At 66.2% G+C, this 13,840-nt stretch carries 9 protein-coding genes and 1 pseudogene; 5 read left to right on the top strand and 5 right to left on the bottom strand.

Translation table 11 applies throughout. From position 1 onward, the window contains the following. Positions 1 to 210: 210 nt before the first annotated feature. From Pflav_RS00410 to Pflav_RS00395, 4 genes are all read right to left on the bottom strand, one after another. Positions 211 to 1,398 carry a restriction endonuclease subunit S domain-containing protein gene (locus tag Pflav_RS00410; protein ID WP_173032788.1) on the bottom strand — a complete coding sequence of 396 codons (1,188 nt, stop codon included), beginning with the start codon at positions 1,396 to 1,398 and terminating at the stop codon, positions 211 to 213. Next, positions 1,398 to 2,837, bottom strand: coding sequence for an N-6 DNA methylase (locus Pflav_RS00405; protein WP_197937775.1), 1,440 nt, complete (start codon positions 2,835 to 2,837; stop codon positions 1,398 to 1,400). Before Pflav_RS00405 ends, Pflav_RS00410 begins: the two co-directional genes overlap by 1 nt. A 38-nt stretch (positions 2,838 to 2,875) precedes the next feature. Continuing rightward, the gene (locus Pflav_RS00400) at positions 2,876 to 3,052 is read right to left on the bottom strand and encodes a hypothetical protein (RefSeq protein ID WP_197937766.1); all 177 of its coding nucleotides are present in this window, start codon (positions 3,050 to 3,052) and stop codon (positions 2,876 to 2,878) included. 791 nt (positions 3,053 to 3,843) lie between these two features. Then, positions 3,844 to 4,652 (bottom strand): IS5 family transposase gene (locus Pflav_RS00395; RefSeq protein ID WP_173042151.1). Its coding sequence is split into 2 segments (ribosomal slippage): positions 3,844 to 4,307 and positions 4,307 to 4,652, totalling 810 coding nucleotides; the frame shifts between segments, so codons are not numbered across the junction. 117 nt (positions 4,653 to 4,769) lie between these two features. On the opposite strand from Pflav_RS00395, the gene Pflav_RS48290 reads away from it, so the two are divergent. The 4 genes and pseudogenes from Pflav_RS48290 to Pflav_RS47755 all read left to right on the top strand — a co-directional run. Further along, positions 4,770 to 5,525, top strand: a complete 756-nt coding sequence (locus Pflav_RS48290) for an endonuclease domain-containing protein (protein ID WP_415624366.1) — start codon at positions 4,770 to 4,772, stop codon at positions 5,523 to 5,525. 64 nt (positions 5,526 to 5,589) lie between these two features. Then, positions 5,590 to 6,174: a hypothetical protein gene (locus Pflav_RS00385; RefSeq protein WP_232070879.1), complete on the top strand. Its 585-nt coding sequence runs from the start codon at positions 5,590 to 5,592 to the stop codon at positions 6,172 to 6,174. A 1,204-nt stretch (positions 6,175 to 7,378) separates the two neighbouring features. Next, positions 7,379 to 7,861, top strand: coding sequence for a hypothetical protein (locus Pflav_RS00380; RefSeq protein ID WP_173032784.1), 483 nt, complete (start codon positions 7,379 to 7,381; stop codon positions 7,859 to 7,861). Then, positions 7,836 to 8,441, top strand: a pseudogene (locus Pflav_RS47755) (AAA family ATPase); the annotation flags it as partial. The gene Pflav_RS00380 and the pseudogene Pflav_RS47755, both read left to right, overlap by 26 nt. A 1,828-nt stretch (positions 8,442 to 10,269) precedes the next feature. On the opposite strand, the gene Pflav_RS00375 reads toward Pflav_RS47755, so the two are convergent. Further along, positions 10,270 to 11,331: a WD40 repeat domain-containing protein gene (locus Pflav_RS00375; protein ID WP_332107718.1), complete on the bottom strand. Its 1,062-nt coding sequence runs from the start codon at positions 11,329 to 11,331 to the stop codon at positions 10,270 to 10,272. A gap of 750 nt (positions 11,332 to 12,081) precedes the next feature. Here Pflav_RS00375 and Pflav_RS00370 point away from each other — a divergent pair. Continuing rightward, positions 12,082 to 12,708 carry a hypothetical protein gene (locus Pflav_RS00370; protein ID WP_173032780.1) on the top strand — a complete coding sequence of 209 codons (627 nt, stop codon included), beginning with the start codon at positions 12,082 to 12,084 and terminating at the stop codon, positions 12,706 to 12,708. Positions 12,709 to 13,840: the final 1,132 nt, after the last annotated feature.

Genomic DNA, 13,840 nt, shown 5'->3' with positions numbered 1-13,840 from the left:
GACAGGATCCCAACGGGGCATCGCGCGGGCGACCGCGAGGCGCACCGCGGCGCCAGCACGGCTGTTTCGTGATGGAGACGACCTCGGAGCTGCACGAGTCCACTGCTGAGGATCGGCACTTCCGATGGGTCGAAGTAGGTTTGGTGGAGTACGTAGCCGTGCCTGTCACATCTGAGCGGCGGAGTGCCTCCTGGTACTGCGGGACCGGGCTTACCCGGACTCGGGGGCTTCCTCTTCCATGAACACGCTGGCCCTTGCCGAGATGTCGCGCAGGAGAGCGTCTTTGAGGTTGTACAGCGTGCGACTCTCTGTGACCAGCTTCTTCGCCATGGCGTGAAGTGGCTCAGCCGCCTGGTGAAAACGCGCACGGGTGCTCGCGTCAGGCCATGTGACACTCAGGAGTGAGAAGGCGCGTGCGGAAAGCTCCCGGGCGTTCTGCCCTTGCGCGGCACTCGCTAGGACGCTACTCCGGCTTCTCAGTTCGTGTAGTAGCCACCAGCTGTCCATGGCGTCCAAGGGGCACACCGCCAGAACGCCTCTGGTGGGTGACGCGGGGCGCTCCGTCATTGCGATGTGCGCGCCGTCCGGACGAGTGGCCAGCATGAGTGTGCCCGAAGCCCATGAGGCATCCGCGGCGCTGCGCAGGCGGCTTCTCCCGAGATGGGGCACCGGAAGGTCGAAGAGATCGGTCGGGGTAATTCCGTCGATGCCAGGACCGTGGGCCTGGGGCAGGAGGGATCTTGCGGAACCCTTGCCCGTTTCCGCCTTGGTGACCGCACGGAGTTGTCGCGTTTCCCATACCGCGCCTTCGGAGGACCATTCGGCGTGAATCGCGTCAGCCAACTCCACTGCCTTGAGCGCTGTCTCTCGATTGAGGTCGATCTTTTCCTCCAAGAGGTTGAACGCCTTGTGGAGCTTCATGATCACCTCCGCTGGAGGGAGCGCGAAGGGCATGCGACGGAGTGAGTCAAGGCTCAGCGTCGGCTCGACGTGTGCCGTCACCTCCCCGTCGATCCATGCCCTGGCCGTGGGTGTCTGAAGCCAGATTTGAAGCCAACGCGCGATGTGCCGGTCCGCGCGAACGATGCCGACAGACCTGGTTGCGGTCCATCCGGCGAACTGGGCGGGGACCAGGGCGGCATCGCCCGTGCGACGGACGAGTACGACGGCCAGGTCACCCTGCTGAAGGGTCGCCCGGCTCGGGCGTGCATCTGCCTGGCGGATCATGTCGATCTGAGTGGAACGGATGCGCCCGTCTCTGACATCGGTCGAGCTCACGACGCCCCACTGTTCGGAGGCGTTGTCATCAGAGATGCCGTAGGTGGTGAACGTGGTCTGCTTGGCGATGGTGGTCTTTTGCCACACCTCGTGGCCGTCGCTGTCGGCCGCGGCTTCCATCAGATCTCCTCCAACGCGGCCAGTAGCTGTGGTTCGAGTGTGCGGATCTGGTCGAGCTTTTCGACTAACTCACGCTTCAGCTCGTCGACCCGGCTACGTGTGGAGCTTTCGTGGCCGAGCGGCTCCGCTGCGTACGTCGTGGGCATCAGCTCGTAGCGGCGACGGGCGATCTCGTCCGTCGAGCAGCTCCGGGACCAGTCGGGTTCATCACCGTGGGGCATGTCCGCTGAGCTGTCCTCGGCGATCCCCCTCCATCTCGCCAGGGTGGTCAAGATCCGGCGCACGTGCCGGTCGCCTAAGCGCCGCTCCCTTGACTTCGACATAGGTTCGAAGGCTCGCCGTGCGTTGATGAACAGCACCTGTCCGCGCCGGTCCACGGTTCCCCAACCGGAGCGCGCGCTCTTGTCCTTGTTCAGCACCCACAAGCAGGCGGTGGTATCGGTGTGCCCGAATATGCGGGGCGGCAGCGCGATCACGGACTCGACGATGTCGTCCCGCACCAGCCGCTCTCTGAGTTTTCGTGGGCCGGGTTGAGGGCTCTTGGCCGCGATGTCGGCCATCAGGAAGGCTGCCCGACCCTGCGGAGCGAGCGCATGCGCGATGTGCAGCATCCACGCGGAGTTGGCGGACCCCATCGGCGGGGCCTCATCCGGCCAGCGGGGATCGACGGAGGGCCGGTCCGACCGCTCTTTTGGTGCCCAGTCGGGCTGATTGAATGGAAGGTTCGCCAAGACGATGTCGCACGGGTCGGTCTCCGGCTTAGCGAGGCTGTCTCCCGGTGGGAAGATGCGCGCCTCGATGCCCCGTACGGCGAGATTCATGCGGGCGACCTGCGAGGTGTGGGCGTGCTGCTCCTTTCCCAGCAGAGACATAGTCGGATTCAGCCCAACGCGCTCGCGAACGTAGCGGTGACTCTCGGCCAGCAGACCCGCCGAACCGCAGACAGGGTCGAGCACCCTATGACCGTCCTGAGGAGCCGCGACGCCGACCATGAGACGGGCGATGTCGTGAGGCGTGAAGTAGTGGCTGCCGTGTGCCTGGGCAGCAGAGAGGTTCCGCAGGCACTGGTCGAGCAGACCCCCCACCTGCCGTACGGCGCCGATTGACTGGATAAGCCCCCGCAGGGGCACGTCAATGTTGGGGGGAAGAGAGGGCACAGCATCCCTCATGCCCGTCTCTTGGCCCTCGACGTCGGCCGAGGGTAGCCAGTGGGCAAGACAATGCCCCACGGCACGACTGATCGGCACCTCCTCCGTCGTGGTCTGGCGTAGTAGCCACGGCCAACTGGGGGCAACTGAGACATGGGAATCGACGTGCGCGGTCCGGCTCAAGTAAAGGAGTGCGAGGACGAGCCGGCCAGCGTCATGGGGGTTCATCAGACGGGACAGATCCATGGTCAGCTGACCGACCTGCGCCGACGCGTCCAGGGTGACGCCCATCGCGTGGCGGTCGCTTGGGCGACGGGCCCTTCCGGCCTTCACGGGCCTACCACGCCAAGAGAAGCCATCACTCCGAGGACCAGCGTCAGAGCGGCGGCGAATGCTACTACTCCCGCCTTGAAGGCCGCCGTGGGCCTTCCCCCATCGACGATGGCCACGAGGCTGCCGGCAACGGCGGCCACCAGGGCCATGAGGAGCGCGATTATCACGTACAACGATCTTTGCTCCACTGGCTTCCTTCCTGTGATCAAGGGGATCTACACGACCGCGACGTGAGCTGCGCGTCCCCGGCGTCAGGTAGGACCTTAGAAGATACGAGGCGCGCGCCCCAGAGAGCACGGCGTTTGGGATTTTCGCGGCCCGGCGGCTGCGCAACTGGTGTCCTCATACAGCACGGGATTTGGGATTAATCGACGTGAGGGATCGTTCGTAGTCGGCCAGGCTGACGTAGTCGAAGGCTGAGTGTCGTCGGCGGTGGTTGTAGAAGGCGATCCACGGGCGCGTGCAGGCATCGTCGCTGGCGGCGGCTGGCGGTTTCGCACGGGCCTCGCGAACGGTGCGCGTGGGCAACGTCTAACCCGCGTCTGCCTCCGCGTTTCGGGGCGCGCCTGCCCCGCGTCTCGGGTGGACCACACCTGGCCAGAACAAGAACCGCATTTTCCCAGTTCAGGGCCATGATGTGGTCGTTACGCCGGTGCGGCAGCGCGCTATGCGGTAGCCCGGACGCTGTTTGTGAGCAGGGTGCTGCGCACCTTCCGCCGGCTCGAAGCCTGTCAGGCAGGTCCAGGTCTCGTTGCGGTCGCGTCGGCTTCCGTCAAACGGCCGCCACGCCTGCGACCGCAACCACCTCCCCCTGCGGCGGCCTCGACGCCAGTTGGGCCGGCAGATCTCGCGCACCAACGCACGCCTATCCGCGGCAAGATTAGGACGTTTGATGGAGTGACGCCGAGGGTTGAAGGTGCAGGATTCAGGTGTGAAATCGCGAGGCAGGCTCTAAGGGCGTGTCTCAGTTGGTGGCTTTGAGTAGGCGGCGGTAGGTCAGGAGGGCGCAGGCGAGGTCGGCGAAGGCCTGGAAATGCTGGGCTTTGCGGTCGTAGCGGCGGACGAGTCGGCGGTTGCGTAGCAGCCAGTTCAGGCACGCCTCGACGATCCAGCGATGCCGGCCAAGACGTTGGGAGGACTCGATGCCCTTGCGGGTGATCCGGACCTTGATCCCGCGATCACGGATCGCGGCCCGCAGCGCGGGCACGTCGTATGCCTTGTCCGCGTGCAGCTTGTCCGGCAGACGGCGGGGCCGGCCCCGCCGGCCACGGATCGGTGCGATCGAGTCCAGCAGCGGGATCAGTAGCTGGCTGTCGTGGGTGTTCGCGGCGCAGATCAGGCAGGTCAGTGGTACACCACGGCGGTCACACAACACATGGATCTTGCTGCCGGGTTTGCCGCGGTCGACCGGGTTTGGCCCCGTGAGATCCCCCCTTTCTCAGCCCGCACCGCGATCGAGTCCACCATCGCCCGAGACCAGTCGATCTCGCTGACCACACCCAACCGGTGCAGAAACTGCTGATGCAGCCGTTCCCACAACCCGTCAGCGGTCCACTGCGTGAACCGGCGATGCGCCGTCGACCGAGAGATCCCGAACATCTGAGCCGGCAGCTTCCACCACGAACAGCCCGCCTGAACCAGGTACACAATCGCCGCGAGCACCGCCCGGTCATCCGCCCGCCGCTTCCCGCCACCCTGCCGACGCGGCGCCTGGGCCGGGATCAATGGCTGCGCGACCTGCCAGAAATCATCCGGCGCCCACGTACGGACCATGTCCTCCACCACAAACGAGGATCATCCCCCAGCTACTCGACCGTCCATCTGAGACACGCCCTAAGCAGCACAACCTTCAACTTGAATGCGAAGCCTGGAGTGTACGTCACCGTGACAATGCCATCACTCGACCAGGAAATGCACAGCACCATACGAGCGGCGGTCCGTGACGCAGGGGCGCTCCTGCCCGACCACCTGGTTAGGGCCATCGCTCACGCCGTAGTCCAAGTCGCTTTACGCAAGCAGGCCGACATCACAGGGGCGATCGCCCGTCTCATACCAACAACAGCAGCCGATGAAGACCCCGATTTGCCGGGCCTCACCCGCGCCCACATCGCCGCCCTCCAAGCGGCAGGCCTAACGGATCATCCCCCGATGACCGGCTCCCCCTTTGCCACCGCACGCGACAAAGGCCTTTGGGCCAGGCATCACATCATGGAAGCCCAGTATGACTGGCTTCTAGCTCGGCAGAGCTACCGCTGCGCCCTCTGCCCGGCCACGCAGGCACGCAAAGATCGTCCCTGGCTGGCCGTCGATCATGACCATGACTGCTGTCCCAGCGCACGCTCCTGCGGCAAGTGCGTGCGCGGCCTCGTATGCTCCCGCTGCAACAGCCGCTTGGCGACACTATGGCCCACCCGGAGCCCGTTCCACCGAGTCAAGCCCGGCAGTTTAGCAAGCCTTGAACGCAGCCGAACCAAGTTCGACCGCGAAACCCCGGGTTGGGTCACAAGAGCCGAGCGATACATCAGGCGCGGTCATGTGATCTGGCCAGCCGAACTCATCCCCGCGTCGCCGACGCCAATTTCACCGCCTCGAAAGCCGCAGCCCCTCGTACGCCGTGGCCGAAACCGCCTCCGAGTCGTCAAATAAGCGAATCGACGGAGGAATTCATGCGGGTGCCCAGGCGGCGCGGCGCCTGTCACAGGGAGCGCACATGAATCAGCCATGCCCCATCACTCCAGCGCAACGTTGCGGGACAATCGTCAGGGCGCTCGCCCAATATCGGGCCACCGTCTCTGAGTGTTACGACGAGCCACTTTACGAGGTCATCGAGCGCGTCCAAGAAAGCGGCAGCTTGGGCAAGGTCGACATCGGCGCGCTCTACCTGTGGAAGCGCATCCCGCGGGGGAAATGGGGTCTGAAACTCCTGACGATGCCCGAAGCCCAGGTGCGGGACATCACTGCGGCCGCAGTTCAGAGAGCTCGTCACGAGGATTTGCCAACACCCGAGGCGGCAGCCGCCGCCAGGACGGTCCTCTCCCCGCTGCCCGGGATGAGGACCGGCGACGCCCTCCCGTCGGCGCTGATCGTAGCGGCCGCGCCCGATCGGATGGCCGTGTACAACAGGCGGGCCCGCAAAGGGCTGGCCGAGGTGTGTCTACCTCTGAGCGATGGCTCCGGCCGCTACCAGCGCTACATCGAACTCGTAGAGCAGTGCCGCATCGAGCTGGCTGAGCAGGGTGCTGAGATCCAGACGGCTCGCGAGATCGATCTCGCGCTCTACTGGCGAGGCGGGTGAGGGCCTCTGTTCTCGATCCACCGGGCCAGCGATTTCCCCAATCTGGCTCGGCTATGGTACTTGCGGGGACCCGTAGAAACACCACTAGCGTGAACTCATGGCGCAGAGATGCTGGACGGAGCAGGATCTCCGGGAAGAGTTGAATCGCTACCAGGCTGAACTCGAAGAGGCTGGTAAAGAGGACAGGACCGTGCACACGTACGTAGACCGCGCCTCGCGGTTCATCCGTTGGCTAGCAGGCGAGTACGATCCTCGCCGCTAGGCCCATTTGGGCTACACGGATGACGACCAAGCCCCAGATGCAGACCAGCGCCGAAGATTACGACGGCGACACTTCCGGGCCATCGACGACCGGCTGACCACCACGGTCGGCACCGTCGCCGCGCAAGAATGGGCGTCACGCCCGAGGTGGTCGACGCCCGGTACCGAGACACACTCGCTCGGTCAAGCGTGGGGAATTGAACGTCCGCGCTCGACCATCAAGTCGGCCCGCGAATCCCTCCTCGCACGGACCCGCCCGCAGCCCTCCCAACCACAGGCGAACGAACCACCGCCAGCCAGTAGTATCCACCCGCCAGTTCGACCGTGGCCGAACGATGAGGTCGTGGCAACGCCCGAGATCGCCCGGAGGAACACAGGACTGGAGCGCCTTGCTGGCATGGGTCGCGTTCGCAATCGGTGTCGAGAACCCTATGGTTCGGCGCGGTCTGTACGTCGTGGCGGGAGCGTGGAGCGAGTCCGTCGGCCCGACATTTGCGTAGACGCCAGCTGTCGGGCCACGCCAACCCCGTCCCAGACCTAACACGGACTGACAAGACCCAACACCGCAGGTCCGGCCCCCACCGGCCACCAGCACATGCAGATCACCGCCGCCGGCCGTCTAGCGGTTCGCACAGGCCTCGCGAACGCTGCATCGCAGCAGCTTCCACCCGCGTCTGCCTCCGCGTTTCAGGACGCGTCTGCCCCGCGTTTCGTGTGGACCATACATGAACAGAATGAGAACCGCGTTTCCCAGTTCAGGGGCCCGATGTTTAGTTGCGCCAGTACGGCAACGAACTATGCGGTAGCGCGAAACGTCGCGGAGGGGTCGCAGGCCTTGAGCCCAGCGCAAGCTCATCTCGTTCATATCGTCACCGCCACGGCCTACCAGTAGAGGGTAATTCCGGACAGGTCGAGACGAGCACATGCTTGGGATGATGAGGCGGTGCGGAGACCCCCGATCCGCCGGCTTGCGCTTGTCGGTGCCTTGGCGCTGGCCGCGACGTGCCTGGTTGCCCTCGCCCTCCTGCTGCGCCGTTTGGGGCTGGAACGCGCCGACCAGCTCTCTAGCGTCCTGGCGATGTTCTTCGCGCTGTTCGCGCTCGCTGCCGCCGCCGCGGCGCTGCGACAAGGCCACACACCGCCGGCCAGCGGCCGCGTTGACCCGCCGAGCAGCGTCCGGTGGCAGCGCACCGCCTGGGGCCAACGGCGGCTCCCGGGCGAGGTGCGCGCGCTGCTATCGGCCACTGAGGCAGCAGCCGACATCCAGAGCAACCCCCTGCTCGGCGAACGCCGCCGGGTGGTATCCGCCGTATACGTCCGGCAGCGGATCGAGCAGCCAGGCCAGGACACTGCGGGCCGCCAAGGCGGCCGACCGCCGCAGACGCAAAGGCTATCCGGGTGTGGACGGCCTGTTTCTGCCGTATGACCGCCAGCCGCGCGTCATCCCGGTGCGTCGGCCGTTCGACCGGGTGCTCAGCCAGCACCGGCACCTGCTATTGGAGGGCGGCCCGGGTAGCGGCAAGACCACCACTGCCCGGCAGATATGCCGGCAGCTCGCGGCGGCCTGGCTAGCCGCCGACGGTGCCGGAGCGGTGCTAACTGACGCTCCCCTCCTGCCGCTGCTGGTGACGGCGCGGGCGCTGGCCGAACACGTCGTCGCGCTGCCCTGGCCGGAGGCGCTGGCGCGGGCGGCGTCGGCGGAGCTGCGCTCGCATGCGCTGGCAGACGTGCCGGCTCGGCTGCTGGAGCGGGCCGTGGACGGCGCCGAGTGGCTGGTTGTGGTCGACGGTCTGGACGAGGTGCCCGGCGACGAGCGGGAAAGACTGCTCGACTGCCTGTCTACCTGGACGGCGAGCGAGCCGGACCGCGCCGCCCGGCCGTACCGGCTACTAGTCACGACCCGGCCGCTGGCTGGGCACGCCACCGCCCTGCTGGGCGGTGGCGCCGTGGGGCACTACACGCTGGTGCCGTTCGACCGGGCGGCACTGGAAGAGTTCGCCCGCCGGTGGTTCGAGGCCGACGGCGGCGATCCCGATCCAGACGGCGCGGACCTTGCGGCCGGCTTCCTCGCCGAAGTGGACGCCGCCGGCCTGGAGGAGCTGACCGCCGTTCCGCTGCTGGCGACCATCGCGATCAACCTCTACCAGGCCGACCGGACCCTGCCACGCAACCGGCACGACCTGTACGACCAATGCCTGACCTTGCTGCGCGCGACCGGTCGGGAGCGTCGCGAGGCGGCCCGCCGGGATCTGGCACGCGACCTGGCCGACCTGCCCGCCGGCCCAGGGCTGGTGGACACTCTCTTCGATCACCTCGACGAAATCCTGGAACACCTGGCGATAGTTCGGGTTACCAGTCGCCGCCCGCTGCCGCCCGTGGCATTGGACTGGCTTCGCCACCGTGTCCTCGCCACCGCCAGCCCGCCGCCAGTCAACTGGGGTGCCCGGGTGGTCAACGCGCTGATCACGACCGGGCTGCTGAGCCGCCCCGGCACCGGCCTGGACTTCATCCACCTCAGCTTCGCCGAGCACCTGGCTGCCCGGGCGTACGCGCGCGAGCTACCCGCCGCTTTCACGCCCGACGACGCTGGCTGGCGGCGGTGGAGCCACGGCGCCGTTCAGCAGGACCCGGTGGCGATGGCGGTGCTCACCCGTTGGAGCCGCGAGCAGCACGCCGAGCCACTGCTCGACTGGCTTCTCGCAGGCGGCACCAGGTACCAGATGACAGCTGTCCGCCTGATCGCCGAGGGAGCCGCCGCCACGCTGGCGCAGCTCGAGGGCGCGCTGGCCGCCCTCGGAACTGCCTTCTGGCGCGGTCGCCGGTTTCGGTTGGACAGCCCGATCTCACTGGCCCGGCGCTTCCCAGCCGGCCCTCCACTACGCGCCTGGCTGGCCGACCTGCTGACGCAGTCCGCCGCCTACCCGGACATTTACGTGACGCTGGCCTGGCTGGCGGCTGACCGGGACGTCGCCGACCGTGAGGAGCTGACGACTCGCGTCCAGAGCGCGTTCGCGGGACACTCGGACGCCACGACCAAGTTGGCGGCGGCCAGGGCCCTGGACGCCATGGTGCCGACCGCACGGCCGGGGATCGTCGCGACGCTCCGCGAGGCCTTGGCGGACGCCGGCACCTCGCCGAACGACCGGATGCTCATGGCGATCCGGCTGCTGGAGCTCACCGGGCCCGACCAAGACGAGGCGCTGGCTGCGCTGGAACGGGTGCTTACCACGCCCGGCGCCGATCCGTCTACCCGGCGGGCGGCGGCCGAGGCACTGGTGGAGGCCGACGGCGACCGCCGGCAAGGGGTGGCGGACCGGCTGCGGGGGCTTCTCGCAGATGTCCGGCCGCGCAGCCATGGTCTGGCCGAGACGGTGGAGTCGCTGGTGGCGGTCGCGCCCGAAGCCGGCGAGGAGGCGGCCGTCGTCCTGACGGCGGCGGTAGTAGATCGTGCTCAGGACGCGGGCTCACGGATCGGCGGGGCAAGGGTGCTGGCTGCGCTGGGCCCCGGCCACCGGCGCACGGCTGCCGACGCGCTGCTCGCCCTGGCAGGCGAGCCCGATACGGACACCGACGACGCGATTCGCGCCGGTGCCGAGCTGGGCCGGTTGGGCGAGGAGTACTGGCCATCGGCCGTGGAGTTGGTGCGCCGGACTGTCGCGGACCTGCCGCCGCGCCGACTCTCCGTCAGCGACCTCGGCGCATTCTCCTTCGTCGACCGGGGACTGCGGAACGTGCTCGTCGCGGCGGCCGACGACAACGTTCGGCCAAGCCTTCAACGGCCTCACGGGGCTCGGATCGCGGGATGTGCGGATGTCGAAAGCATCCGCGACGTGATCAGACGTTTACCGACCACCTCCGTCCCTCGCGTTGGGCGGCAACCGCGAGGCGTCGCTGATCGATCCAAGTCATGGCGTAGATCATGCCGGCGCCGCATGGCTGGGAACCCAGGAGTATGCCGTCGTCCGGGCGCCAGATGTTCACGGTTCCGTCGTAGCCGGCGGTAGCCAGAAGGGTTCCATCGACACTGAAGGCGACGGCGGGTACCTGCGCTCCGAGAGGTGTCGAGTCATGTGATCGGAGGATGTGCCGATGCTCACCACCAGGCCAGTCGAGGACGTGGACGGTGCCGTCCTCGACGCCCACCGCCACGGCGTCGCCGCCTGACGAGAAGTCGAACCCACCGAGGCGGAGCCTCGGTACGCGTACCTTCCCCTCCGACTCGCCGGCCAACGTAACCGCTTCCACGGCGTCGTAGGTATTCCGCACGACGGCCCGGCCGTCGGGGGTGAACCGGATGCACGGCGCACTGACGTACTCACCGAGCCAGCTACGAACGAGAACGTTCAAGCTGCCGTCCGCGGGCGTGCAGAGTACCAGGTGGCCTTCACGGGTGAGTGCGGCCAACCGGGTGTCGTCTGCCGACCACACGACTCTCTCGATCGCCTGCCGGTACGGGAAGGCGGTCGCGATCCGCGCCTCCCGAGCAGACGCTTGCACCGCTTCGGTGACGACGATTCGTCGGTCGTCTCCACCGACCGCCAGTCGACCGTCCCCAGAAAACGCCACTGATCGAACCGAGCGACGCCCGGACAGCGCGAGGAAGACCCGGCTCGGTGAGCCGTCCAGCGGCCAGATCCGGACCGTGCCATCGGCGCCGCCGGTGACCAGCACGTCGGCAGTCTGCAGAACATCGATGCTGTAGACCGCCATACCTTGGTAGCGGCCTGGACCGGCCTGATGTCCGGTGAGCGTCATGACTCGTTCGAATCGAGCTTGCCGCAGGTCGGGTGCCTTCTTGCGCTCGCGGTATGCCTTTTTGATCTTCGAGGCGACCGCGTCAACAGCGGCATTGGCGAGCTTCCGCCCGAGAAACTGAACCGGATCGACCACTTCCACCTCCGTCAACCGCAGCGCAGCCCGTGCAGTAGCCGGAACGCTACAGTGCGCCCCGCAACGGTGATAACTACCTCGGTCCGCTCATCGGCTTCCCAGGGTCTTTGTTGTCAAGGGGTCGGCTGTAGATGGCCCCACGCCGCGGTCTCGTCGTAGCTGGTGCCGGTCTTGAGGCGAGGCTAGGAAACCTCTAGCTCGCACCCTGGTTGGACTCAGACCCCAACTGATCCACTCTTCGCGAATGCGAACGGCACAAACACCCGCCGGCAGCATCGCGCCATCACCAACACCCGGGCCGCTTAGCCCGCTCCCCAGCCGAACACCGACCTGACAGACATCACAGAACTGCGCATCTGACGACATGACCTCCTCGGCGGGCTCCACGAGTGCCAGGACGCCGTCGGAATGCACGGACGAGGTTTCCGCACCCGCAGGCCACGCCGCTTCCTGGTACGCGCTCGGGTTCTGACAACGGCGTCTATCCGATCTACCCATCAGAGATAGGTACCGTTCGTTGGACAGACCCATCGGCCGGTCCGGCTTCGCCATCCATTCGGCCGTGGCGATCATCATACCCGCTGGGAGACATTGAGGCGGCTTCCGTGGGCCGCACCAATCGATCTTCCTGGAGGTGCGAGTTGACTTGCGGCATTCGGCACCGGTGGTGGCCACCATGAGTGACGGACGACGCCGAAAGACGACTCAATGAATCCATTTCCAATTCTGTTCTTCATCTTCGTTGAGCTGCCCAGCATGGGCACTATGCTCGTCCACAGAGCGATCATGAAGGCGAACGGCCAAGATACGAAGCCGCTTAATGTGTGGCTCTACCGGCTTATCGGTATCGGCACACTGTTCCTGCTTCTTAGCCTGTCGTTCGCAATTGGTGGCGACGCGGCGTGCCTCCTGCTCGTCCTACTCATCGCGGGCGGACTGATCGCACTGGCTGCACGCAGCAAAGGCGCGACGGCCGGGGCGACGCAGCGGATCGGTCCGGAGGCCCTTCCTGGCGTGCTCGGCGACCTCTCCCGGCGTTCTCTCGGCGACCTCAAACGGACACACGGCCGCCCGAAGGACCAGTTCGAGACGGACATTCATCTTCGGGCGGCGGATCTCATGGCCGCGCTGCGGCTCTACCAGATCGCTGTCGATCCCCGATTCACCGACTACGAGATAGCCAGGCAGATGACCCTGGACACACCTGGGACGATGATGCGCGTGATGGATACATACCGACGTCTTTCCGATACCCGGGAACGGAACGTCGCGACCGAGATCCTCCGCACTTACCTTCCACAGAGCCTAGCCGTCACTGGCAACGTATACACCCTCTTCGCCAAGCAAGCGTTACGCGAAGCCCACCCGAGCCACAGACCTTAAAATCCCAGGCTGATCGATGTCGCCGTGACATCGTTCGGCGGTCTTTGTAAGCTGAAGGAATGCGATTCCCCGACAGTGAGGGATCTGTCCACGCAGCTACCAGCCTACGCCCAGACCTCAACTTCCGCCGAAGAAGGGCGGTCGGGCGTCTCCAGGCTCGCAGCGGTGTCGGCGAGAAGCCGCCGATGCGCAATCCCACGCTCACCGCGTTCCGCTGTTCGCGCTACAAGTAACTCCGTCTCGCTGAATCCCGACCCGCGTATGACGTCGGCTACCGTGCTCGCCTAGTATTGTCGGGCCGGGCGAGACACTTCGTCTAACCAATGGATTTGAACGAGCAGCTATGAGCATCAATGCCAGTTGGATGCGGGCGACCTGGACGCTATCCGAGAAATGGGCGATTCGGGCCTGGCTTTGGTGGCCTACCAAGATATCTCTTCAAGGAACTGATTCGCCCGTCAAGGCATTCCTCGCACGCCGCTGGCTCTGGTTCCACATTTAGGATAAATGCTTCGTCCGTCAAGAAAATTGACGCTCCACCTATCTCAATTTTCTCCTGATCAACGGAGTACAGCCGCCCGGTCACAGTAACGTCCTCATGACTTGCCGGCCGCCACGTAATAGTAACCTGCTCGCCGAGGTGGTCACGGAACCAATGCCAGCAAGCGCATCCCGGGATCTCTTGGAGTGCCACCTGGTCAGTCTACCTCTGCAATTATCCTTCCGACGATCTGGAGGCGCCATGGGCCGGCATCGTGACGTTGCCGACCGGCTCAGGTCGATCAGGCTCATCGCTGCGGAAGCCCCGATCGTGACAGGCTGCCAACCACGCGCGGTCGTCCTATCGACGGCCACACCCCGGCAGACGCCACCGACCGCCCTCCGGACCTGCCGCCATAGGGCCTGGGCCGCCTGCCTACTCGCCGAGCCGCTGGTCCAGGTCGTCACGGTCGATGCGCCGCAGGGTCCGCTGGAACGTCGACTCGCTCGACGCAACCCGACGAGTGTCCGCATCTGTCTGCGGCGCTCGTCCGCGTGAGGACGACGAAGCAGCAGACCCATTGCACGGCATCGTCACGTCGTCAAACGGCGAGAGGGGCGCAGCACGCCGAGAGCGACCAACAGGCCGCCT

It is taken from the genome of Phytohabitans flavus, assembly GCF_011764545.1.
GTDB lineage: Bacteria > Actinomycetota > Actinomycetes > Mycobacteriales > Micromonosporaceae > Phytohabitans > Phytohabitans flavus.
Note: the sequence above shows the minus strand (reverse complement) of the source record. Positions and strands in the feature narration are given on the sequence as shown.

What these genes read in the sequence shown, in the direction of transcription:
- Pflav_RS48290 (WP_415624366.1), top strand. Translation starts at nt 4,770, where the DNA reads ATGCCATCACTCGACCAGGAAATGCACAGCACCATACGAGCGGCGGTC.
- Pflav_RS00405 (WP_197937775.1), bottom strand. Translation starts at nt 2,837, where the DNA reads ATGGGCGTCACCCTGGACGCGTCGGCGCAGGTCGGTCAGCTGACCATG.
- Pflav_RS00385 (WP_232070879.1), top strand. Translation starts at nt 5,590, where the DNA reads ATGAATCAGCCATGCCCCATCACTCCAGCGCAACGTTGCGGGACAATC.
- Pflav_RS00410 (WP_173032788.1), bottom strand. Translation starts at nt 1,398, where the DNA reads ATGGAAGCCGCGGCCGACAGCGACGGCCACGAGGTGTGGCAAAAGACC.
- Pflav_RS00370 (WP_173032780.1), top strand. Translation starts at nt 12,082, where the DNA reads ATGGGCACTATGCTCGTCCACAGAGCGATCATGAAGGCGAACGGCCAA.